The organism is Micromonospora sp. NPDC004336, from assembly GCF_053602615.1.
The window spans coordinates 1-19,458 of sequence record NZ_JBSGDY010000065.1; the positions used below are offsets into that span (position 1 = coordinate 1).

Annotated in this window: 18 protein-coding genes and 1 pseudogene; 7 read left to right on the forward strand and 12 right to left on the reverse strand. The window is 75.5% G+C overall.

Annotated features, from left to right (window positions below; translation table 11 throughout):
• Both ACWENR_RS15950 and ACWENR_RS15955 read left to right on the forward strand, forming a co-directional pair.
• Positions 1-288, forward strand: a pseudogene (locus ACWENR_RS15950) (ATP-dependent Clp protease ATP-binding subunit ClpC); the annotation flags it as partial.
• On the forward strand, positions 285-1,823 hold the full coding sequence (locus ACWENR_RS15955; RefSeq protein ID WP_452277739.1) for an ABC transporter substrate-binding protein: 1,539 nt from the start codon (positions 285-287) through the stop codon (positions 1,821-1,823). The pseudogene ACWENR_RS15950 and the gene ACWENR_RS15955, both read left to right, overlap by 4 nt.
• A gap of 183 nt (positions 1,824-2,006) precedes the next feature.
• On the opposite strand, the gene ACWENR_RS15960 is transcribed toward ACWENR_RS15955, so the two are convergent.
• Positions 2,007-2,903 (reverse strand): LysR family transcriptional regulator, encoded by an 897-nt coding sequence (locus ACWENR_RS15960; protein ID WP_452277740.1) that lies wholly within the window; start codon positions 2,901-2,903, stop codon positions 2,007-2,009.
• A 79-nt stretch (positions 2,904-2,982) separates the two neighbouring features.
• Between ACWENR_RS15960 and ACWENR_RS15965 the strand changes: the two genes are divergently transcribed.
• Both ACWENR_RS15965 and ACWENR_RS15970 read left to right on the forward strand, forming a co-directional pair.
• Positions 2,983-3,888 carry an EamA family transporter gene (locus ACWENR_RS15965; RefSeq protein WP_452277741.1) on the forward strand — a complete coding sequence of 302 codons (906 nt, stop codon included), beginning with the start codon at positions 2,983-2,985 and terminating at the stop codon, positions 3,886-3,888.
• Positions 3,885-4,511, forward strand: coding sequence for an NAD(P)-dependent oxidoreductase (locus tag ACWENR_RS15970; protein ID WP_452277742.1), 627 nt, complete (start codon positions 3,885-3,887; stop codon positions 4,509-4,511). The genes ACWENR_RS15965 and ACWENR_RS15970 overlap by 4 nt, the downstream gene beginning before the upstream one ends.
• 142 nt (positions 4,512-4,653) lie before the next feature.
• Here the strand turns inward: ACWENR_RS15970 and ACWENR_RS15975 are convergent, their stop codons facing one another.
• The 4 genes from ACWENR_RS15975 to ACWENR_RS15990 form a co-directional block, all read right to left on the reverse strand.
• Positions 4,654-6,024 (reverse strand): ABC1 kinase family protein, encoded by a 1,371-nt coding sequence (locus tag ACWENR_RS15975; protein ID WP_452277743.1) that lies wholly within the window; start codon positions 6,022-6,024, stop codon positions 4,654-4,656.
• Positions 6,025-6,060: 36 nt separating this feature from the next.
• Entirely contained in the window at positions 6,061-6,696 is a 636-nt protein-coding gene (locus ACWENR_RS15980) for a hypothetical protein (RefSeq protein ID WP_452277744.1), read from the reverse strand.
• Complete coding sequence (locus tag ACWENR_RS15985; RefSeq protein ID WP_452277745.1) at positions 6,693-7,586, reverse strand: methyltransferase domain-containing protein; 894 nt, start codon at positions 7,584-7,586, stop codon at positions 6,693-6,695. The genes ACWENR_RS15980 and ACWENR_RS15985 overlap by 4 nt, the downstream gene beginning before the upstream one ends.
• A gap of 75 nt (positions 7,587-7,661) precedes the next feature.
• On the reverse strand, positions 7,662-9,527 hold the full coding sequence (locus tag ACWENR_RS15990; RefSeq protein WP_452277746.1) for a BTAD domain-containing putative transcriptional regulator: 1,866 nt from the start codon (positions 9,525-9,527) through the stop codon (positions 7,662-7,664).
• Between the two features lie 285 nt (positions 9,528-9,812).
• On the opposite strand from ACWENR_RS15990, the gene ACWENR_RS15995 reads away from it, so the two are divergent.
• Positions 9,813-10,622: an NADPH-dependent F420 reductase gene (locus tag ACWENR_RS15995; protein WP_452277747.1), complete on the forward strand. Its 810-nt coding sequence runs from the start codon at positions 9,813-9,815 to the stop codon at positions 10,620-10,622.
• Here the strand turns inward: ACWENR_RS15995 and ACWENR_RS16000 are convergent.
• Complete coding sequence (locus ACWENR_RS16000; protein ID WP_452277748.1) at positions 10,550-11,263, reverse strand: winged helix-turn-helix transcriptional regulator; 714 nt, start codon at positions 11,261-11,263, stop codon at positions 10,550-10,552. The two genes, ACWENR_RS15995 and ACWENR_RS16000, sit on opposite strands and share 73 nt — an antisense overlap.
• Positions 11,264-11,419: 156 nt before the next feature.
• Between ACWENR_RS16000 and add the strand changes: the two genes are divergently transcribed.
• Positions 11,420-12,484, forward strand: a complete 1,065-nt coding sequence (gene add / locus ACWENR_RS16005; RefSeq protein ID WP_452277749.1) for an adenosine deaminase — start codon at positions 11,420-11,422, stop codon at positions 12,482-12,484.
• 9 nt (positions 12,485-12,493) lie between these two features.
• On the opposite strand, the gene ACWENR_RS16010 is transcribed toward add, so the two are convergent.
• The 5 genes from ACWENR_RS16010 to rfbD form a co-directional block, all read right to left on the reverse strand.
• A complete protein-coding gene (locus ACWENR_RS16010) occupies positions 12,494-13,408 on the reverse strand; it encodes a homocysteine S-methyltransferase family protein (RefSeq protein WP_452277750.1) in 915 nt (304 codons plus the stop codon).
• A gap of 268 nt (positions 13,409-13,676) precedes the next feature.
• Entirely contained in the window at positions 13,677-14,855 is a 1,179-nt protein-coding gene (locus tag ACWENR_RS16015; RefSeq protein WP_452277751.1) for an aminotransferase class V-fold PLP-dependent enzyme, read from the reverse strand.
• 314 nt (positions 14,856-15,169) lie between these two features.
• Positions 15,170-15,496 carry a hypothetical protein gene (locus ACWENR_RS16020; RefSeq protein WP_452277752.1) on the reverse strand — a complete coding sequence of 109 codons (327 nt, stop codon included), beginning with the start codon at positions 15,494-15,496 and terminating at the stop codon, positions 15,170-15,172.
• 39 nt (positions 15,497-15,535) lie between these two features.
• Entirely contained in the window at positions 15,536-16,564 is a 1,029-nt protein-coding gene (gene rfbB / locus ACWENR_RS16025; RefSeq protein WP_452277753.1) for a dTDP-glucose 4,6-dehydratase, read from the reverse strand.
• Positions 16,561-17,574 carry a dTDP-4-dehydrorhamnose reductase gene (gene rfbD, locus ACWENR_RS16030; protein ID WP_452277754.1) on the reverse strand — a complete coding sequence of 338 codons (1,014 nt, stop codon included), beginning with the start codon at positions 17,572-17,574 and terminating at the stop codon, positions 16,561-16,563. Before rfbD ends, rfbB begins: the two co-directional genes overlap by 4 nt.
• Before the next feature lie 167 nt (positions 17,575-17,741).
• Between rfbD and ACWENR_RS16035 the strand changes: the two genes are divergently transcribed.
• Entirely contained in the window at positions 17,742-18,314 is a 573-nt protein-coding gene (locus ACWENR_RS16035; RefSeq protein WP_452277755.1) for a dTDP-4-dehydrorhamnose 3,5-epimerase family protein, read from the forward strand.
• Between the two features lie 63 nt (positions 18,315-18,377).
• Here the strand turns inward: ACWENR_RS16035 and ACWENR_RS16040 are convergent, their stop codons facing one another.
• Positions 18,378-19,313, reverse strand: coding sequence for a hypothetical protein (locus ACWENR_RS16040; protein ID WP_452277756.1), 936 nt, complete (start codon positions 19,311-19,313; stop codon positions 18,378-18,380).
• Between the last annotated feature and the right edge of the window lie 145 nt (positions 19,314-19,458).

Consider the following 19,458-nt stretch of genomic DNA (forward strand, 5'->3'; position numbering starts at 1 on the left):
CGGAACAAGGACATGGGTCTGGAGTTGACCGACAACGCCAAGAAGTACCTGGCGACGAAGGGCTTCGACCCGGTCCTCGGTGCCCGTCCGCTGCGTCGCACGATCCAGCGTGACATCGAGGACAACCTGTCCGAGCGGATCCTGTTCAACGAACTGACCCCCGGCCAGATCGTCGTCGTCGACTGCGAAGGCGACCCCAACAACACCGACAAGTCCAAGCTCGTGTTCCGCGGCGCCGACAAGCCGGCGGCCGGGCCGCTCCCCGAGGCCGGGGCGGTGACGGCATGACCGGCGTACGCGAACACGAGGCCGTCACCGACACGCCGACGGGGGCGCAGACGCTCCGCTTCGTGGGCCCGGTGGACGGTGGGCTGCCCGACGAGCCGGCTCCGGAACACGTCGGCACCGGGCAAATCCTCCGCCTGCTCACCCGGCAGCTCTTCGCGATCCCCACCACCACCGACCCGTCGGCCCGGCCGGTGGCGGACGCGGCCGTCGAACTGCCCACCGTCGGCAACGGGGGCATCAGCGCCGACGGGCGCACCTGGCGCGTCCGGCTGCGCGGCGGCATCCGGTGGGACGCCCAGGCCGCCCGCGAGCTGACCGCCGCCGACGTCGTCCGCGGCCTCAAGCGCACCGCCCACCCCCTCGCCCGGTCGATGCGCCCGTACCTCGGCGAAATCATCGAGGGCATGGCGGACTACTACCGGGCGTACGACGAGGCGCTCGGGCACTGGGAGGCGCACGCCCCCGCGTTCGCCCAGTTCCAGCAGAGCACCCGGATCCCGGGGCTGCGCGCCGAGGGGGACACCGTCGTCCTGGGCCTCACCGCGCCGGCCAACGACCTCGCCGACCTGCTCGCCACGGGATACACCGCGGCGGCACCCCGGGAGTACGACTACTACGTGCCCGAGAGCCCGGAGCTGTACCGCTGCACGCCCTCCGCCGGGCCGTACCGCATCGCCAAGCGGCTGTCCCCGGGCGGTGACCTCGTCCTGGAGCCCAACCCCCGGTGGGATCCGGGCACCGACCCCGTACGCCGCCGCACCGCACGACGCATCGAGGTCGTCGCGGCGGCGGACGGCCAGCCGACCGACCCGGCGGCGGGCTTCGGGGTGCTGTCCTGGTCGGTGCCGCCGCCACCGGCCCGGTTCGCGGCCACCGGGTGCAGCTACTACCTCTCGGCCGGCGCCGGCGGGGCGGCCGAGACCTTCGCCGTCCGGCACGCGCTGTCCTGGGCGCTGGACCGCGCGGCGCTCGCCGAGGCGGCGTGCGATGCCGGGGCCGACGGCGCCGCCACCCAGCACGGCGTCCTGCAGCCGGGACACCCGGCGTCCGAACGCGACGCCGACGGCACGCCCGACACCGGCGACCCGGAGCGGGCCAGACGCCTCCTCGCCGACGCCGGGCTCGCGGAGGGGACCCGGCTGACCCTGGGCGTCCCGGCGGGCTCCCGGGCGGGCGCGGTGGCCGCCGCGCTCGTCGCGGTGTCGGCGCGGTACGGCATCACCCTCGTGCCCGTCCCGCTGGCCGCCTCCGGGGAGCCGGGCGTCGACCTCGTGCTGCACGAGTGGGTGCCGGCCTGGGCCGGCGACGCCGGCCGCGACCTGCTGCACCGGATGTGGCCCTCCGGCGGCCGCTCCGGCGACCCGGCCGAGGTGGCCCGGGAGGCGCTGCGAGCCATGGATCCGGGCACGGCGCTGGCGCTGTGGCGTCGCTTCGACCGGTCGGCCACCGCGGAGCTGCGGCTCGTACCGCTGATCGTGGCGGACTGGCCCCGGGCGCGGGCGGACGCCGTGGCCGCCGGGGCGGCCCGTTGGTAGGGGCGGCCCCGGCGGGCTGACCGGCCCGACGGCGTGGCGGGCCGGTCGCGGACGCGACCGGCCTGCGGCGCGTGCTCGGGCCGTGGCCGGGTGCGGCTCGCGTGTGCTCGGGTCGTGGCCGCGTGCGGCCTGCGGCGCGTGCTCGGGCCGTTGCCGCGACCGGCGGTGGCGCGGGCGCGATGGTCACGGCCCGTCCGCCTCGGGGACCGCAGGGAGGTCCAGTTCGGCGAGGAACGCCGTCGCTGCCGGGGTGAGGGTGAAGCGGTTCCAGACGAGGTGCTCCACCCGGACGGGGGCGTCGCGCACCGGCACCGTGACCACGCCCGCGAGGTGCGGCGCGTAGTTCGACGGAAGCAGGGCGACGGCGAGGTTCTGCCGGACGATCCGGATCATCATGACGTCGACGGTGGTCACCTCGAAGGCGACCTCGCGGCGGACGCCGGCGGCGGCGAAGGCCTGGTCGGACTGGGCGCGTCCGGCCGTCCCCGCGGGCAGGTCCACGAACGCCTCGGCGGCGAGCCGGGCGAGGTCGACCTCGGCCTCCCCGGCGAGCGGATGGTCGGGCGCGACGACGGCGACCAGCCGGTCGTGGGCCAACCGGCGGGCGCTGACCCCCTCGGGCCGGGCCGTCACGGGCAGGCCGAGGAAGGCCATCTCGATCCCGCCCTCCCTGACCTGCTCGACCAGCTGCTCGCTCGCGCCGACCCGCAGGCCGACGCGGACATGCGGATGCCGCCGGTGGAAGGCGTGCAGGGCCGCCGGGATGTCGACCGCCGCGACGGTCGGGATCACGCCGACGGTGAGTCGCCCGCGGATCTCGCCGACGGCCGAGGCCACCTCCGCGGCGGCGCGTTCAGCGGCGTCGAGGCACTGCCGGGCCGCCGGGAGGAACGCCGCGCCCGCCGGGGTCAACCGCACCCGGCGGCTCGTCCGGTCGAAGAGCCGGGCGCCGAGTTCCCGCTCCAGGCGGGCGATCTGGTGGCTGAGGGCGGACTGGACGACGAGGCACCGCTCGGCGGCCCGGGTGAAGCTGTTCGTCTCCGCGACGGCGACGACGTACCGCATCTGCTGAAGCTCCATCGATCCATCGTGACTCACGATGGATCAGGTGACGAACATGTGTTGGACTCATTGATCACGTGCGGCGACGCTGGATCCCGTGAAGAACCTGGGAACATCACCGCTCCCGGCCCGCCTCACGGGCACCGCCACGACGGCGTTCGCGCCCGTGGTGTGGGGCACGACGTACGTGGTCACCACCGAACTCCTGCCCCCGGGCCACCCGCTGTTCGCGGGGCTCGTACGCGCGCTGCCCGCCGGCCTGGTCGCGCTGGCGATCACCCGTACGCTGCCGCGTGGCGCCTGGTGGCCGAAGGCGGCGGCGCTCGGCCTGCTCAACATCGGCGTGTTCCTGCCGCTGCTCTTCGTCGCCGCGGAACGGCTGCCCGGCGGGGTGGCCGCCACCCTGGCCGCGGCGCAGCCCCTGGTCGTGGCCCTGCTCGCCGCACCGGTGCTGCGCCAGAGCCCGTCGGCCTGGAGCCTCGCCTGGGGGGTCGTGGGCGCGGTGGGCGTCGGGCTCGTGGTCCTCGGCCCCGACGCCGGGTTCGACGTGGTCGGGGTCCTGGCGGGTCTCGGCGGGGCCGGCGCGATGGCGCTCGGCGTGACGCTCACGAAGCGTTGGGGCCGCCCCGACGGTGTCGGCCCGACGGCGTTCGCGGGCTGGCAGCTCGCCGCGGGGGGCCTGTTCCTGGTGCCGGTGACGTTCCTCCTCGAGGGCGCGCCGCCGGCCACCGACGCGAGCGCCGTGCTCGGCTACCTCTGGCTCGGCCTGCCCGGCGGCCTGATCGCCTACATCCTCTGGTTCCGCGGCATCACCACGCTGCCGGTCACCTCCGTCGCCGTCCTCACCCTGCTGTCGCCGATGGTCGCCGCGGTGCTGGGTGCCGTACTGCTCGGCCAGGTGCTCGGCCCGCTCCAGCTGCTCGGCTTCGCCCTCGCCCTCGCGGCGATCCTCGCGAGCCAGGTCACCCCGAAGTCCCACCAGGAAAGGACCACCACCCGATGAAGATCACCGTCGTCGGCGCCGCCGGTATGGCGGGCTCCCGCGTCGTCACCGAGGCCCTCGGCCGAGGTCACCACGTCACCGCCGTCCTTCGCGGCCCACGACCGGACACCCTGCCGAAGGAGGCGACCGTCGTGCCCGGCGACGCCACGGACGTCGAGCACATGACCAGCCTGTTCGCCGGCGCCGACGCGATCGTGGGCGCCACCCGCCCCGCCCCGGGCGCGGAGGACACCGTCACCGCGACCACCACGGCGCTGCTCGACGCCGCCGCCTCGGCCGGAACCCGCGCCCTGCTGATCGGCGGTTCCGCGCCCCTGCGAGGCCCGTCCGGCGGGCTCGTGTTCGACGACCCCCGGTACGTGCCCCCGTTCGTACGCGCCATCGCCGCCGCCAGCATCGCGCAGTTGGACGCCTGCCGGGCCCACCCCGCCGACTGGGTCTACGTGAGCCCGCCCGCGCTGCTGGAGCCCGGCACCCGCACCGGCACGTACCGGCGGGACACCACCTCGCTCGTCGTGGCGGCGGACGGCTCGTCGCGGATCTCGGCGGAGGACCTCGCCGTCGCCGTCGTCGACGAGCTGGAGAACCCGGGCGCGGAGCGCCACTTCGCGGTCGGCTACTGAAGGGTCGCCGGCGGGCCGGGCACCACCGGGCCGAGCCCGCCGGCGTCCTCGGGTTCGGGACCGCGAACCGGCCCGCCGGCGACCTCGGGCCCGCGGATCCGGAACCGGCCCGCGCCCGGCCTCGACGTCGGGCCGTCCGCGCTCAGCGGATGCCGAACAGCGCCCGGTTGAGCACCGGCTTCGCCGTCTCCTGGAAGTCGATGTCGGGATCCAGCGAACGCACCGTGCCCTCCACCACGAGCAGCGACAGCAGCGGGAACACCAGCTCCGGAGACGCGGCCACCCCGTGGCGACGCTGCAGGTCGAACAACTCGCCCGCGAAGGCGATGAGGCTGAACTCCTTGGCGGGCAGCCGGTAGCTGCGGGCCACCAGGTCCTGCACGCCCTCGGTGAAGGCGGGCACGTTCGCGTCGTCCGCCACGGCGAGGGCGCTCTCCAGCACGATGCCGGCGCAGCGGTCGCCCCGACCGATCGACATGTTGAGGAAGAAGTCCGCGAAGAGCTCGCGCATCTTGTCCGACAGTTGGACGCTGAAGCCCGCGTCCAGCACCACCACCTGCCCGCCGCGGGTGAAGTAGAGGTTGCCGGGGTGCAGGTCGCAGTGGACGAAGCCGTTGATGAACAGCATCTGGTAGACCACGGTCAGGGTCGACGCCGCGAACGTCCGGCGCATGGCGCGGGGGCACCGGGCGCCGGTGTCGACGGCCAGGTCGGGGATGAAGTCCATGACGATGGCGGCCGGCCGGCTCGCCGAGGCGTGCACCCGGGGCACCCGCACGCGGGGGATGGAGCCCAGGTCCTCCCGCAGCCGGTCCAGGTCGCTCCCCTCCCGGCCCAGGTCGAGCTGGCCCAGCACCGACTCGCAGAGGTTGTCCACCACCTCGCGGACCGGCACGCCGCGGAACATCGGCAGCCTGGCGACCAGCGCGGCGCCCCGGCGCAGCAGGCCGAGGTCGGCGGTCATCTGGGGGCCGATGCCGGGCCGCCGCAGCTTCACCGCGACCGTCGCGCCGTCGGTCAGGGTCGCCCGGTAGACGCAGGCGATGCTGCCGCTGGCCACCGGCGTCTCCTCGACGGAGGCGAACACGGTGTGCAGTTGGTCGCCGTACACCTCGCGCAGCGCGGCCCGGCTCTGCGCGGCGTTCATGGGCGGCACGTCGTCCTGCAGCATCGACAGCTCGTCGCAGAGCAGCGCGGGCACGACGTCGCGGCGGGTGCCGAGGACCTGCGCCGCCTTGATGAACGTCGGGCCGAGCCGGGCGACCGTCCGTGCGACCTCCCGGGCGAAGCGGCGCCGGCCCGCCGCCCGGCCGTGCCGCAGCGCCGTGGTGGCGGCCGCGGCGAGCCCCGCCGCGAGGGAGGCGGTCGCCACCGAGCCGATGACGACCGCCCGTGCGCCCAGCCCCGCCCCGCCGGTGGCGAGCGGGGGGCGGCGGGATCCGGAGGGCGGGGCGGCGCGCAGGGCCGCCGAGCCGAGGGGGGAGAGGGCGAGGATGAACTTGGACGGAACCATCGTGCGCCTTTCTGCCGAGGGGGTCAGCAGGCCGGGTCAGGCGGTTGTCGCGGAGAGCCCCGGCACGTCCAGCGCCCGCAGGCGCAGGTTGGCGGCGTCGGCGTACCACAGGCGCAGACCGTCCCAGGTCAGGCTGGTGGGCCGGCCGTCGACATGGATCTGGAGCACGTTCCGCCCGGCCCGGAGGTCGAAGACGGTGATCGCCTCGCCGAGCCGGTCGGTGTGGGCGACGTACCGGTCGGTCACGGTCACCCCGGTGATCCCCAGCGGCGCGGGAACGGTGGCCAGGAGCCGTAGGTCCGAGGCGTGTCGCAGCTCCAGCGCGTCGGGCCAGCCCAGCCAGATGCCGTCCTTGCCCGCCTCCATGCCGCAGATGGGCACGCCCGGTCGGGGGCTCGGCACGTCCCGGAGGATGTCGCCGCTCTGCGCGTCGCACAGCCGCAGCGCGCCCTCGGCGGCGTAGAGCAGGTGCCCGCCGAGCGTGGTCAGGCCGGCCGTGAGCCCGGGGCAGGGCAGGGTCTGCCCGGGGGCACCGGTGCGCGGGTCGAGGCAGGTGGCCTGCCCGCGGCCCTGGTCGGCGTACCAGAGCGCGTGTCCGGACCAGGTGAGGCCGGCGAGCTGGTCGGCGTCGACGGAGAGGTCGTGCACCGACGCCGCGGTGTAGATGATCATCGCTTGTCCGCCCGGTCGAGGTGACAGTCGAGGCGCCACCGGGTCACGTCCCGCGCGGCGGGACCCTCCGGACGCCGGGGGCGCACGTGCACGGTGTCGCCGGCGGCGACCCGTGTGTGCCGCAGCGGCCAGACGAAGACCGCCCAGTTGCAGCCCAGGTAGGAGGGCATGTTGGACAGCTCCACGCCTGGCGCGAGGGTCGCGGCGAAGTAGCCGAGGACGGCGTGCAGCGTGCCGTCCCGGTCCAGCGGCAGGGTCAGCGGCCTGGCCGTCCGCAGGCCGGTGTCGCCGCGACCGGTGTCCACCAGGACGGCCGGCTCGCCGAGCAGGACCGGTTCCCGGCTGAGGAAGTGCAGGTGCGCCGACGGCTCGACCAGCTCCTGCACCACGTCCAGCCGCATGCCGAGGAAGTCGTCGTTCCAGATGCCCCAGCCCTCGTCGTCGAACTGCACGGCGGCGAGCCGGGTGACCACCCGTTCCGGCACGACCGTCCCGCCGGGCCGCAGGTTGCGTCGGTTGAACGCGCGCAGGATGCGGGCCATGTCCTCCTCGGGCCCGAGGTTGCCCATCAGCTCGCAGACGGTCACGTCGACCTGCCGGGGCAGGCGGGCGAGGCGGGCGTCCCCGACGACGAGGGTCACCCGGTCGTCCCAGTCGTTGGCCTTGATGATCCGGTCGGCGACGGCGGCGACCTGCGGGTCGGCCTCGACGGCGTAGACGTGGGCGGCGCCGTGGCGCAGCGCCAGCGCGGTGAGCGCCAGGGTGCCGGCGCCGACGTCGGCGACGACCGTGTCCTCGTGGACGACCGTGGCCAGCGCCCGGTCGTAGGACTCGATGCGTCGCCGGTCGCCGAGCATCGCCTGGTGCATGAGCAGGTGGCGCTGGTCCATGTGGGATCTCCCGCTCGTCGACCGGGCAAATCTACTAGAGAATCATATAGCAAGAATTGACGGTTGTCCCGTCCCTCAGCGACCCGTGTGGCAACCGCAGGTGCACCCGACCGACGGCGGCTCGCCGTCCACGCCGTGCTCGCGCAGGAGCTGCCGGGCCAGGGCGTGCACGGTGCCGAGCATCCGGTAACGCCGGCCCGACGGGCTGTGCCGCACCTCCAGGACCGACTTGTCCACCAGCCGCTCCAGCAGCATCTGCACCGTACGCGGCTCGCCGGCGATCGCCTTGTCGGCGACGGCCGCGGCCTCCAGGCAGAACGCGGCCGGCATCGCGCCGAGCGCGGTGAAGCAGCGCTGCTCGGCCGGATCCAGCAGCTCGATGCTGCGGTGCACGGCGGCGTGCAGCGAGCGGTGGTGGCTGGGCACGCCCCGGCGGGGCGGCTGGATCCGGCGCAGCGGGTCCCCCACCCCGTCCACCAGCGCCTCCAGCCGCTGCGTACGCAGGCAGGCCGCCGCGAGCTCGATGGCCAGCGGCAGCCCGTCGAGGGCCCGGCACACCGACGCCACCGCCTCGACGTTGGACTCGGTGAGCCGAAACCCGGGCCTGACCTGGGCCGCCCGCCGGGCGAACAGCTGCAGGGCGGGCTGCGCGGCCAGGTGGGCCGGCTCCGCGTCCACGTCGAGCGGCCGCACCGGGTACACCGCCTCGTAGGGCAGCCCGAGCAGCTCCCGCGAGGTCAACAGGACGGTGATCTGGGGACAGTTGCGCAGGACGTCGTCCACCAGGTCGGCGGCCTCGTCGGTGACCAGCTCGGCGTTGTCGAGCACGAGCAGGAGCTTCCGGTCGTGCAGCCGGTGCACCAGCGCATCGGCGCGGCCGGCGCCCCGGACCGGCGGCTCGTCGACGGCCACCTCGACCGCCCGCGTCAGGTCCGGCCCGGTGCGGACGGTCGCCAGGTCGGCCACCGCCACGCCGTCGGCGAACCGCTCCCGGAGCTCGTCGGCCGCCGCCAGACCGAGGGCGGTCTTGCCGACGCCGGCCGCGCCGGTCAGGCTCACCAGGCGGTACTCCCGCAGCAGGTCGCAGACCGCCGCGAGGTCGCCGGCGCGGCCGATCAGCTCGTCGACCACCGGCGCAGGCCCCCGCCACGGCGGCTGGTGGATCCCCGGCCGGGCGTCGAGCACCTCGCGGTACGCCGCCATCAGCTCGGGGCCCGGGTCGACACCCAGGTCGAGCTTGAGCCGGGTGCGCACGTCGGCGTACCGCTCGATGGCCCACGCGCGCTGGCCGATGTGGGTGAGCGCCTGGAGCACGCGCGCCTGCACCCGCTCGTTGAGCGGCTCCGCCTGGGCCAGCCGCTCGGCCAGCGGCAGCACCGCGTCCGGCCGGCGCAGCTCCAGCCCGAGCGCGACGTAGTCGAGCGCGGCGGCCAGGAACTCCTGCCGCAGCGGACCGATGTCGTCCTGCTCGGCCAGCAGCAGGGACAGGTCGCCGACCTGGGGATCCTGCCACTGGTCGATGCTCTCGCCGTACCGGGCGAAGGCGCTCTCCAGCTCGCCGCTCTCGCGCAGCGCCGACGCCTTCCGGACGCCGGCGCGGAACACGTGCAGGTCGAGCTGGTCGTCGGCGACGGTCAGCCGGTAGCCGCCCGGGACCGACACGATGACGTTGGTGCGCTGGCGCCGGGGCGTGTCGGGCTCCACCGCGTGGCGCAGCCGCGCGACGTAGGTGTGTACGAGGTTGGCGGCCCGCGTCGGTGGCTGTCCCGCCCAGAGCGCGGCGATCAGATCGTCCAGCGGCACATGTCGTCCGGCCCGCAGGGCCAGTAGGGCGAGGACCGCCCGCTGCTTCGGAGGGCCGAGGTCGACCTCCCTGCCGCGAATCGTCGCTCGGACGGGACCGAGGATCTGAATTCGGGGTTCGATCTCGGTCCGGCTCACACGTCCCCCAGCTGTCGTGGCGCTGTGCTCAGTGCTCCTCCACTTTAAGTGAAGAACTTCCATACACAAAGAGGCGGAGCTGTCGCCGTGGGTAGTCGCGCCGGGTTCATCCCGGCGTCAAGAGACCGTCAAGAGCGGTACCGGAGACTGGCGCGGTCGCCGGCGGCACCCCGATCGGTCGGGTCCGGCGCAGGCCGGGCAGCTCTCGACCACGACCCGGAGCGGAGAGATGCGGACGCTCGTACCCCACGGTTCGTACCCCCACCTCGCCACGCGGACCCGCCCATGACCGTCGGTATCATCGGCCGCGGCAGAATGGGATCCGCCCTGGCCAGGGCGCTTGCGGCGCACGGGCGCCCGGTCCTGATCGCCGGTCGCGGCGACCCCGCGCGGCTGCCCGGCACCCTCGCCCCGCATCCCGGGATCCGGCCGGTCCCGACCCGTGCGGTCGTCGCCGGCGCCGATCTGCTCGTGCTGATGCTGCCGTTCGCCGCCGCCGTGGAGATGGCCCTGGCCGGCCGGCTCGACGACGGCCGAGGCCGCACGGTCATCGATGCGACAAACCCCCCGGCGGCAGCCTCCGGACTGCCCGCACCCGCCGGATCCGGCGGCCGGTTACTAGCGGAACTTTTACCGCGGTGGCGCCTCGTCAAGGCATTCAACACCGTGCCGGCCGGCATGCTCGGCGACCCCGTCGTCGACGGACGCCCCGTCACCGTGCCGCTGGCCGGCGACCATCCGGGTGCGAAGGCGGAGGCGAGCGCGCTGGTGCGCCGGCTCGGGTTCGCTCCGCTGGACGTCGGCGGCATCGACCGCGCGCCGGCTCTCGAGTCGCTGGCCGACCTGCTGATGGCGATCAGCAGCCGGCACGCCCTGCGGGGCCGGATCGGCTTCCAGGTCGCCGTCGCCGAGCCGCTGACCGCGCTGGGCGGCGGGTTTCCCGGCCCGCGCGACGGGGGCCCGCTGGGCGGTGGGCTGCCCGCCCCCGCGCAGGCCGGGGTGCCGGCCGCCGGCGGCGAGCGTCAGCGCCGCCCGCCGCCCGCCGCCGAGAGCGCCCGCTCGCCGGCCGGTCGGCCGCCCAGCCCGAGCAGGTAGAGGCAGCGGGGCAGCGCCGCCGGCGGCCCGGTGACGGAGACCGCTCCGCTGACCACGGCCTCGACCGGCTCGATCGCGCCGCTGCCGAGGTCGAAGAAGGTCCGGGCGTCCGTCGCGACCCGCAGCGTCGCGTCGGCGCCGGCCGTGCCCTGCACCGTGCGGGCCTCGCCGTCGGCCACGCGGACGTGGAACACCTCGCCCTCGATGTCGAACTCGTAGATCTCGTCGGCGAGGGCCCTGGCCGGGTCGACCATGGACTCGATCGCAAGGACGGCCCAGGAGGCCCGGACGACCGAGGCGCCCGTGCGGGCGGGCTGCTCGGTGAGCAGGGTCAGCCCGAACCGGGCCAGCACCAGGACCGGCTCCCGCAGCTTCTCGCCCAGCTCGGTGAGCGCGTAGCCGGCGGTGCGTCGCTCGGCGTCGAGCGGTTGGATGATGCCGGCCTCGGTGAGGAAGGCCAGCCGGTCGGCCAGCAGGTTGGTGCCGATGCCCGGCAGGGCGTCCAGCAGGTCCCGGTAGCGACGCGGCCGGACCAGCAGCTCACGGATGATGAGCAGCGTCCACCGTTCACCCACCACGTCCAGTGCGAAGGCCAGCCCGCATTGCTGGCCGTATGTCCGACGGTCCCGTTGCTCTTTCACGGCGCTCCTCGATGCCGCAGCGCGGACTCGGCCACGCCTCTTTACTTAGACATAGTACATGACCGCCTCTTCCAGATTGCCCTGCTGCCTCGGGAATTTCCGGCGGCGTCGATACGTGGCAATTTGTCCATCCCCGACGTGCCTAGAATCGGCCCGGTGACGACCGCCGCACCGGCCGGGCCGGATCTCGCCGACCTCCTCGCCCGCCTGCCCAAGGTCGAGTTGCACGTGCATCTCGAGGGGTCGGTGCGCCCCGGGACCCTGCTGCGCGTCGCCCGCCGGCACGGCCTCGACCTCGGCCGGCTCGACGAGGCGGCGGTGACGGAGCTGTTCCGGTTCCGCGACTTCCGGCACTTCACAGAACTGTACGAACAGTGCTGCGCCGCGCTGCGCGACCCGGTCGACCTCGAACTGATCACCGAGGAACTCGGGGACGAGGCCCACCGGCAGAACGTCCGCCACCTGGAGGTGACGTTCAGCCCCGGTACGCACTGGCGGGGCGCGGGCATCCCGTTCGACGAGCAGCTGGACGCCGTGGCCCGCGGCGCCGAGCAGGCCCGGCGCCGCACCGGCGTCACGATGCGCTTCATCGTCGACCACGTCCGGGGCGGCCCCCCGGAGGAGTGCCAGCGCATCGCCGAGTGGGCGGTGGCCGGCGCCGGCCGGGGCGTGGTGGCGCTCGGGCTCGGCGGGTTCGAGCCGGGGCGTCCGGCGTCGCTGTTCGCCGAGGCCGTCCGGTGGGCGGCGGCCCGGGGCATGCCCTTCGTGCCGCACGCGGGCGAGGCGGTGGGGCCCGAGGGCGTCTGGGACTGCCTGTCGTACCACCCGCCGCGCATCGGGCACGGCATCCGGGCGGTCGAGGACCCGGACCTGGTGGCCGTGCTCCGGGACCGGGGCGTGGTCCTCGACGTCTGCCCCGTCAGTAACCTGCGTACCGGCGTGGTCCGCGAGCCGGGGGCGCACCCGCTGCGCCGGCTGTGGGACGCCGGGGTGCGGTTGACCCTGAACACCGACGACCCCAGCATGTTCCACACCGACCTGCTCGCCGAGCACCGCTTCGCCGTCGAGTGGCACGGCTTCACCGTCGCCGAGCTCGCCGCCATGACGCTGATCGGCGTCGACGCCGCGCTGCTGTCCCCGGCGGAGCGCGAGGTGCTGCGCGAGCGGGTGACGGCCGAGCTGGCCGGGCTGGGCGTGACCGCCGCCCGCCGGCCCGCCTGAGCCGGCACGTCAGCCGGGGCGCGGCGACAGGCGGGACCGGAGCGCGGCGATGTGCGCCGGGGTGGTGCCGCAGCAGCCGCCGACGAGGCCGAGCCCGAGCGGGCGCCACGCGTCCCAGAGGCCGGCGAAGGCGTCGGGCGTCAGGCGGGGCGGCAGGTAGCGGTCCACCGGGGTGGCCGGCGGCACGCCGCTGCGGTCCTCCACGTTCGGGTAGGCGCCGAGCAGGCCCGGGCCCGCCTCGCGGAGCCGCCGCAGCGCCCGCCCCGTCCTGGCGGGATCGGTGCAGTTGACCAGGACCGCCGTCGCACCGGCCGCCCGCACCGCGTCGGCCGCGGCCAGGAGGTCCTCGCCGGACAGCAGGCGCGCGTCGCCGGCGCAGACGAAGCTCACCCAGGCCGGCAGGCCGTGCTCGCGTACCGCCCGGGTCGCGGCGACCGCCTCCCGGACGGTGTTCATGGTCTCGACCAGCGCCAGGTCGACGCCGGTGCGGGCGAGCTGCTCGGCCAGCCAGCCGTGCTCGCGCCGCAGCGCCGCCGCGCCGGGCACCAGGTCGGGCCGGTAGCAGTCCTCGACGGGGGCGACGGAGGCGGCGACGCGCACCGGGCGGCCGGCCGCCGCCGCGTCGGCGGCCCGGCGGGCCAGCGTCACGGCGGTGCGGACGAGACGGGCCGCGGTGGCGTCGTCCGCCCCGGCCCGGTACGCCGCCCGCAGGGTGGTGCGGAACGTGTCGGCGGTGAGCACGTCCGCCCCCGCCGCGACGTAACCGTCGTGGATGCGGGAGACGAGGCGGCGGCCCTCGGCGTCCAGCAGGCAGCGCGCCGTCCACCAGGGAGCGGTGACGGAGTGCCCGTGGCGCTGCAACTCGGTGCCGAGCCCGCCGTCGAGGACCAACGGCCGTGCCGCCGACGCCCCCGCCCCGTCCACCGGCGCCTCCCCGTTCCGGCCGGCCCCGCGCCGTGCCCGACCGCCCGATCGTGGCACGGCCGGCCGGGGCGGCACGACGCCCGCGCGCCCGTCCGGGACGACTCCGCAAGCTGCGAGAGCGGCACGACGTCCGCGCGGCCGTCCGGGACGACTCCGCAAGCTGCGAGAGCGGCACGACGTTCGCGCGCTCGTCCGGGACGGCTCCGCAAGCTGCGAGAGCGGCACGACGCCGGCAGCCACGGCCTCGTGGCGCGCGACGGGGGCGGGATCAGGACCGGGGCGCGGCGATCGCCGCGACGCTGCCGAGCAGCGCCCGCACGTCGTCGCGGGTGGTGTAGCGCGCCACCCCGGCCCGCAGGGAGTCGGGCAGGCCGGGGGAGACGGCCCGCAGCGCCCGCTCCGCGCCGAAGGTGCCGTGCCCCACGGTGATCCCCTCCTCGGCGAGGATCGCCGCCACGTCGGCGGCGGACCGGCCGGCGACCTGGAAGGAGACGATCGGTATCGGGGACCGGCCGTCCGGGCGGCCGAGGACGCGCACCCCGTCGATCATCCGCAGCCCGCGTGCCAGCAGGTTGGCGAGGCGTTCGCCGTGCCGGAACACGGCGGCCCGGTCCCAGTGCAGCAGCACCTCGGCCGCCACGCCCGCGGCGAGCACCACCTCGATCCCCGGCCCGGGCGCCGCGCCCGCCGGGTCGGCGGTCCGGGCGACCGTCGACCCGAGCCGTCGGTCGCGGTTCCACAGCAGCCCGCACCGGGGGCCGTACCACTTGTCGGCCGAGGTGACGAAGGCGTCGCAGCCCCACGCGGCGACGTCGACGAACCGGTGCGCCGGCGCCTGCACCCCGTCGACGAAGATCCGCGCGCCGGTGGACCGCGCCGCCGCGCAGATCGCCCGGATGTCCGGTGCGCTGCCCAGGACGTTGGACCCGGCGGTGACCGCGACCCAGCGGGTACGCGGGGTGAGCTGCTCGGTCACCGCGTCGACGGTCAGCTCGCCGTCCGGCGACAGGTCCGCGACCCGGACGACGGCGCCCTGCCGCCGGGCGGACTCGCGCCACGGGTCCACGTTCGCGGCGTGGTCGAGAGCCGTGCACATCACCTCGTCGCCGGGGCGGAGGGTCGGCGCGACGGACCGCACGAACCCCTCGGTCAGGCTCGTCATGTCGGCGCCGAACGACACGACGCCGCCCGGCGCCCCGATCAGTGCCCGGAACCGGCCGGCCGCCCAGTCGAGCACCGTGCGGGACCGGGAGTGGGCGACGTCCGCGCCCGGCGCCCCGGCGCGCCCGGGGTATCGGGCCAGCACGTCGTGCACCGCGTGGTGCACCAGCGTGCCGGCGGGGGCGTCGAACCGCGCGACGCCCGGTCGCAGCTCGGGGAACTGCTCGATGACGGGCCGCGTCACCAGGGCGGTCAGGGGAAGCCCACTCAGCTCGCCGAAGGTCATCTCAACGGGAGGGATCAGATCGTCGCGGCGGTCGTACGGACGCGCGCGGCGGTGCCTGTCGGCAGGGGGGAACCAGGCAGAGCACGGTCCCGACAGGGCACCGGCACGGTGTCTCCTCGATGGGCGCATGTGGACATCACGTTCGTCGCAGCTGCGTGCTATCCCGGAGTGTCGCTGGCGGGGCCGTGCGGGACGGCTCCTCTCAGTTCGGCAAAAACTATCACATCCGACGTCGTACGGGGAGCCCATGGTGACACTGGTGTAATTCGCCCGTCGCGCTCAGTGCTGCCCGGGTCGCCGGGCGGCGCGCGCGGCTACGGCATGAGCCCGGGGCCGCCCGATCCGACGTCGGCCGGGCCGACGTCCGCGCCGGCGTCGGCGTCCCGGGGGCCGCCCCACCACCACCAGGGGTCCGTGTCGGTCGCCGGGGCGGGCGGGGGACACCGCGGTTCCGGCCCACCGTCCGGGTCGGCCGGGCTGGCCGAGCTGTTCACGGTGGAGTGCGGCGACGTCACGGCGTCGGTCCCGGTCCGCCACGACATGTGCCGGGCGTCGATCTCGGGCGCCTCGGCGGGTACGCCGGCTCCGGCGGCCCGCCCGTCGTCCGGCGCGAACCCGCCGTGACAGGCGACGGACACCATCGCGGACCTCCCGTCCGGTGTCGATCGAGGACAGCCAGGCTAACCCGCTGCCCGCTCCGGCCGGTCTCCCAGCTTGCGCAACAGCGGACGGCGTCTCAGCGGCTCCCACCAGGAGCGGTTCGCCCGGTACCAGGCGACGGTCTCGGCGAGCCCGTCGCCGAGATTCCGGCGCGGCGCGTACCCGAGCTCGCGCCTGATCTTGCTCCAGTCCACCGCGTAGCGCCGGTCGTGGCCCTTGCGGTCCTCGACGTGGCGGATCCGGTCCGGGGCGGCGCCGCACGCCTCCAGCAGACGCCTGGCCATCTCCCGGTTGGTCAGCTGCGTGCCGCCGCCGATGTTGTAGACCTCGCCGCCCCGACCCCGCGTCCGCACCAGCTCCAGCGCCCGGACGTGGTCGTCGACGTGCAGCCAGTCGCGCACGTGCAGCCCGTCGCCGTAGAGCGGGACGTCGCCGCCGTCCAGCAGGTTCGTGATCGCCAGCGGCACCAGCTTCTCCGGGTGCTGGTGCGGGCCGTAGTTGTTGGCGCACCGCGTCACCCGCACGTCCAGCCCGTGGGTACGGACGAAGGCGAGGGCGAGCAGGTCGCTGGCGGCCTTCGCGGCGGCGTACGGGGAGCTCGGCAGGACCGGGTCGGTCTCCGGCCACGTGCCCTGCTCGATCGAGCCGTACACCTCGTCCGTCGAGACGTGCACGAAGACCGCGCGGTCGCCGTGCCGCCGCCGGACCGCCTCCAGCAGCGTGTAGGTGCCGAGCGCGTTGGTGCGGACGAAGTCGCCGCCGTCGGCGATGGACCGGTCGACGTGGGACTCGGCGGCGAAGTGCACGACCTGGTCGTGCTCCGCCACCAGCCGGTCCACCAGGAGGCTGTCGCAGATGTCGCCGCGGACGAAACGGTAGCCGGGGTGGTCGGCGACCGGGCGCAGGTTGGTGAGGTTGCCCGCGTACGTCAGCTTGTCGAGCACCGTGATCCGGACGCCGCGCGGCCCGGCGGGGCGCAGCAGGGTCCGGACGTAGTGCGAGCCGATGAAGCCGGCGCCGCCGGTGACGAGGATCCGCGTCGCTGTCATGCCGGCCTCCGTCGCGCGCGGCCCGCGCCGCCGGCCGGGGCCGCGCTCCGCCCCTCGGCCACGGCCGGGGCTGCGCTCCGCTCCTCGGCCACGGCCACGGCTGCGCTCCGCCCCTCGGCCACGGCCACGGCCGCGCTCCGCTCCTCGGCCACGGCCGCCTCGATCATCGCCCGCCACGGCGGCAGCGGGCCGAGCCCGGCGCGCGCCCACCCGTCGTGCCCGAGGACGGAGATCCGTGGGCGTCGGGCCGGCCGGGCGGCGACCGCCCGGCTCTCCGTCGGGCGCACCCGGCCCGGGTCGAGCCCGTGCAGGGCGAAGACCGCCCGGGCGAAGCCGTACCAGGTGGTCCGGCCGGCCGCGGTGCCGTGGTAGATCCCGGCCGGCGCCCGGCCCGCGACGGCCAGCCCGGCCAGCGTCACCAGGCGGGCGGCGAGCGCCCGCGCCCAGGTGGGCTGGCCGTGCTGGTCGTCCACCACGTCCACGAACTCCGTCTCGGCGGCCCGGCGCAGCACGGCGCGGACGAAGTTGTGGCCGTGGCGGCCGTACAGCCAGCCGGTGCGGACGACGTAGCCGCCGCCGGGAAGCAGGTCCCGCACGGCCCGCTCGCCCGCGAGCTTGCTGCGGCCGTACGCGTTCAGCGGCGCCGGCGGGGCGTCCTCGGGCCAGGGCGCCTCGGTCTCGCCGGAGAAGACGTAGTCGCTGGACAGGTGGATCAGGGCCGCCCCGCTGCGCGCGCAGGCCCTGGCCAGGTGGGCGGGGCCGGTGCCGTTCACCGCCGTGGCGCCGGCCTCGTCCGACTCGGCCCCGTCGACGTCGGTCCAGGCGGCGGCGTTGACGACCACGTCGTGGCCGGGCACCGCGCGCCGGACGGCGGCGGCGTCGGTGATGTCGAGACCGGCCCGGTCGAGGGCGGTGTGCCGCTGCCCCGCGCCGGCGAGGAGCTCGCACAGCTCGCGTCCCAGCAGCCCGCCCGCGCCGGTCACGAGCAGCCTCGGCGTCGGCGCGCTCATCGCCGCCCCCGGCGCGTCATCGCTCCCTCCGCGCCGCCATCGTCGTCCACAATGGACGGTAGGCGGCCCGGCGTGGCCGGTGGACGCCGCGCGGGTTTTCCGATTCGCTGGCCCGGCGGCCGACCGTGGCCGGCCGCGGGGTTCCGCGACGGGCGAGGAGGGCAACGGTGGACATCCGGGCGTTGACGATCGAGGGTTCGTGGCTGGTCACCCCGGAGCAGCACCACGACGACCGGGGCATGTTCCTGGAGTGGTACCAGGCGGGCCGCTTCACCGAGGCGGTCGGACGGCCGTTCACGGTGGCGCAGTCCAACGTCTCCGTCTCGGGACGGGGGGTCATCCGCGGCATCCACCTGGTGGACGTGCCGCCCGGCCAGGACAAGTACATCACCTGCGTCTCCGGTGCCGTGCTCGACGTCGTGGTGGACCTGCGGGTGGGCTCGCCGACCTTCGGCCGGTGGGAGGGGGTGCGGCTCGACGACGTCGACCGGCGGGCCGTCCACCTCGACGCCGGGCTCGGCCACGCGTTCTGCGCGCTGACCGAGCCGGCGACCGTCGTGTACCTCTGCTCGTCGCCGTACGACCCGGCGGCCGAACGCACCGTCAACCCCCTCGACCCGGAACTCGGGATCACCTGGCCGGCCGGGCCGAGGCGGCTGTCGACGCGCGACGCCACCGCCCAGACCGTGGCGCAGGCGCTGGCCGGCGGGGTGCTGCCGGCCTACGTCCCGCGCGGGTAGCGGGACGCGGCGCGGGCCGGCCGCCACCGCGGGTCCGGCGGCGGCCGGCCCGCGCGGCATCGCTCACCTGCTGTTGTACGGCATGGTCGGGAACCATCCGTAGTCGAACATCGCCGGCAGCCGGACGTCCCAGTAGACGACCATGAACACGCCCAGCGCGATCAGCATCCCGCCGGTCAGCGCGGCGGTCCGCTGTGGGCTCGCCGCCAGCCAGCGCACGAACCGGCCCCGGGTGACCACGACGATCAGGGCGAACAGCGCGGTGACGATCGCGACGTTGCCGAGGGACTGGAGGACGAACGCGCCGGCCCCGTAGAGCGGGTTGCCGGTCTCCACCGCCCAGTGGAAGAGCTTGTTGAACAGCGGGTACGGCCGGCCGATCAGGAAGCCGCCGACGAGGGCGCCGAGCACCACCACCCGGGCCGTCGGGCGGTTCGCGAACGGGTCCCGCAGCACCCCCAGGGCGGCCAGGCCCAGGTAGACGAAGGCCAGCCCGATCACCCCGAAGACGACCATGGACTGGACCAGGCGTACGGGGAGGCCGCCGACGGTCGCGGTGGACAACTGGGGCAGTCCTTCGCCGACCAGCACGCCGACGAAGCCGTAGACCCCGGCGACGGCGACCATGCCGGCCGTCAGCCAGGCCACCGGCCGCACCAGGCTGCGCAGCCCGGTCCTCGTCGCCGAGCCCGCTCCCGCCTGGCTCATCGGGCCGATCGACGCCGCCATGGCGATGTTGCAGGCGGTGAACGTGCCGGCCAGCCCGGACACGAAGGCGAAGACGAGGCCGGCCAGGGTGCCGCCGATCGCGGTCGCCTTGGCGTCGTGGCCGAGCAGCGCGTTGGCCACCGAGTCGCCGATGACGTGGTCGACGAGTTCGTAGGACCACAGCACCGACAGCAGCACACCCGCGGCGGTGGCGAGCAGCACGACGCGTCCCCGCCCGGTCGGTGTCGCCCGCGGCGCGACGGCTGCGGCTCCTTGCTCAGTGACAGTCATGACTGGATTTTGGTGACCGGCCGCACGTCGGTGTTCTCGCAGGTTGCCCGATGCCCGGGGCCGCCGCCGGGCGGCGCCGGTCGGCCTCGTCCGGCCGGCTTCCCGGGCGGCGCCGGCCGCTCTCCGGACGGCGGGCCGTCGGGCG

Bases quoted from the DNA above. Each gene is read 5' to 3' on its own strand.
- ACWENR_RS15955 (WP_452277739.1), top strand. From the start codon at position 285: ATGACCGGCGTACGCGAACACGAGGCCGTCACCGACACGCCGACGGGG.
- ACWENR_RS15960 (WP_452277740.1), bottom strand. From the start codon at position 2,903: ATGGAGCTTCAGCAGATGCGGTACGTCGTCGCCGTCGCGGAGACGAAC.
- ACWENR_RS15970 (WP_452277742.1), top strand. From the start codon at position 3,885: ATGAAGATCACCGTCGTCGGCGCCGCCGGTATGGCGGGCTCCCGCGTC.
- ACWENR_RS15975 (WP_452277743.1), bottom strand. From the start codon at position 6,024: ATGGTTCCGTCCAAGTTCATCCTCGCCCTCTCCCCCCTCGGCTCGGCG.
- ACWENR_RS15980 (WP_452277744.1), bottom strand. From the start codon at position 6,696: ATGATCATCTACACCGCGGCGTCGGTGCACGACCTCTCCGTCGACGCC.
- ACWENR_RS15985 (WP_452277745.1), bottom strand. From the start codon at position 7,586: ATGGACCAGCGCCACCTGCTCATGCACCAGGCGATGCTCGGCGACCGG.
- ACWENR_RS15995 (WP_452277747.1), top strand. From the start codon at position 9,813: ATGACCGTCGGTATCATCGGCCGCGGCAGAATGGGATCCGCCCTGGCC.
- ACWENR_RS16015 (WP_452277751.1), bottom strand. From the start codon at position 14,855: ATGACCTTCGGCGAGCTGAGTGGGCTTCCCCTGACCGCCCTGGTGACG.
- ACWENR_RS16020 (WP_452277752.1), bottom strand. From the start codon at position 15,496: ATGGTGTCCGTCGCCTGTCACGGCGGGTTCGCGCCGGACGACGGGCGG.
- rfbB (WP_452277753.1), bottom strand. From the start codon at position 16,564: ATGACAGCGACGCGGATCCTCGTCACCGGCGGCGCCGGCTTCATCGGC.
- rfbD (WP_452277754.1), bottom strand. From the start codon at position 17,574: ATGAGCGCGCCGACGCCGAGGCTGCTCGTGACCGGCGCGGGCGGGCTG.
- ACWENR_RS16040 (WP_452277756.1), bottom strand. From the start codon at position 19,313: ATGACTGTCACTGAGCAAGGAGCCGCAGCCGTCGCGCCGCGGGCGACA.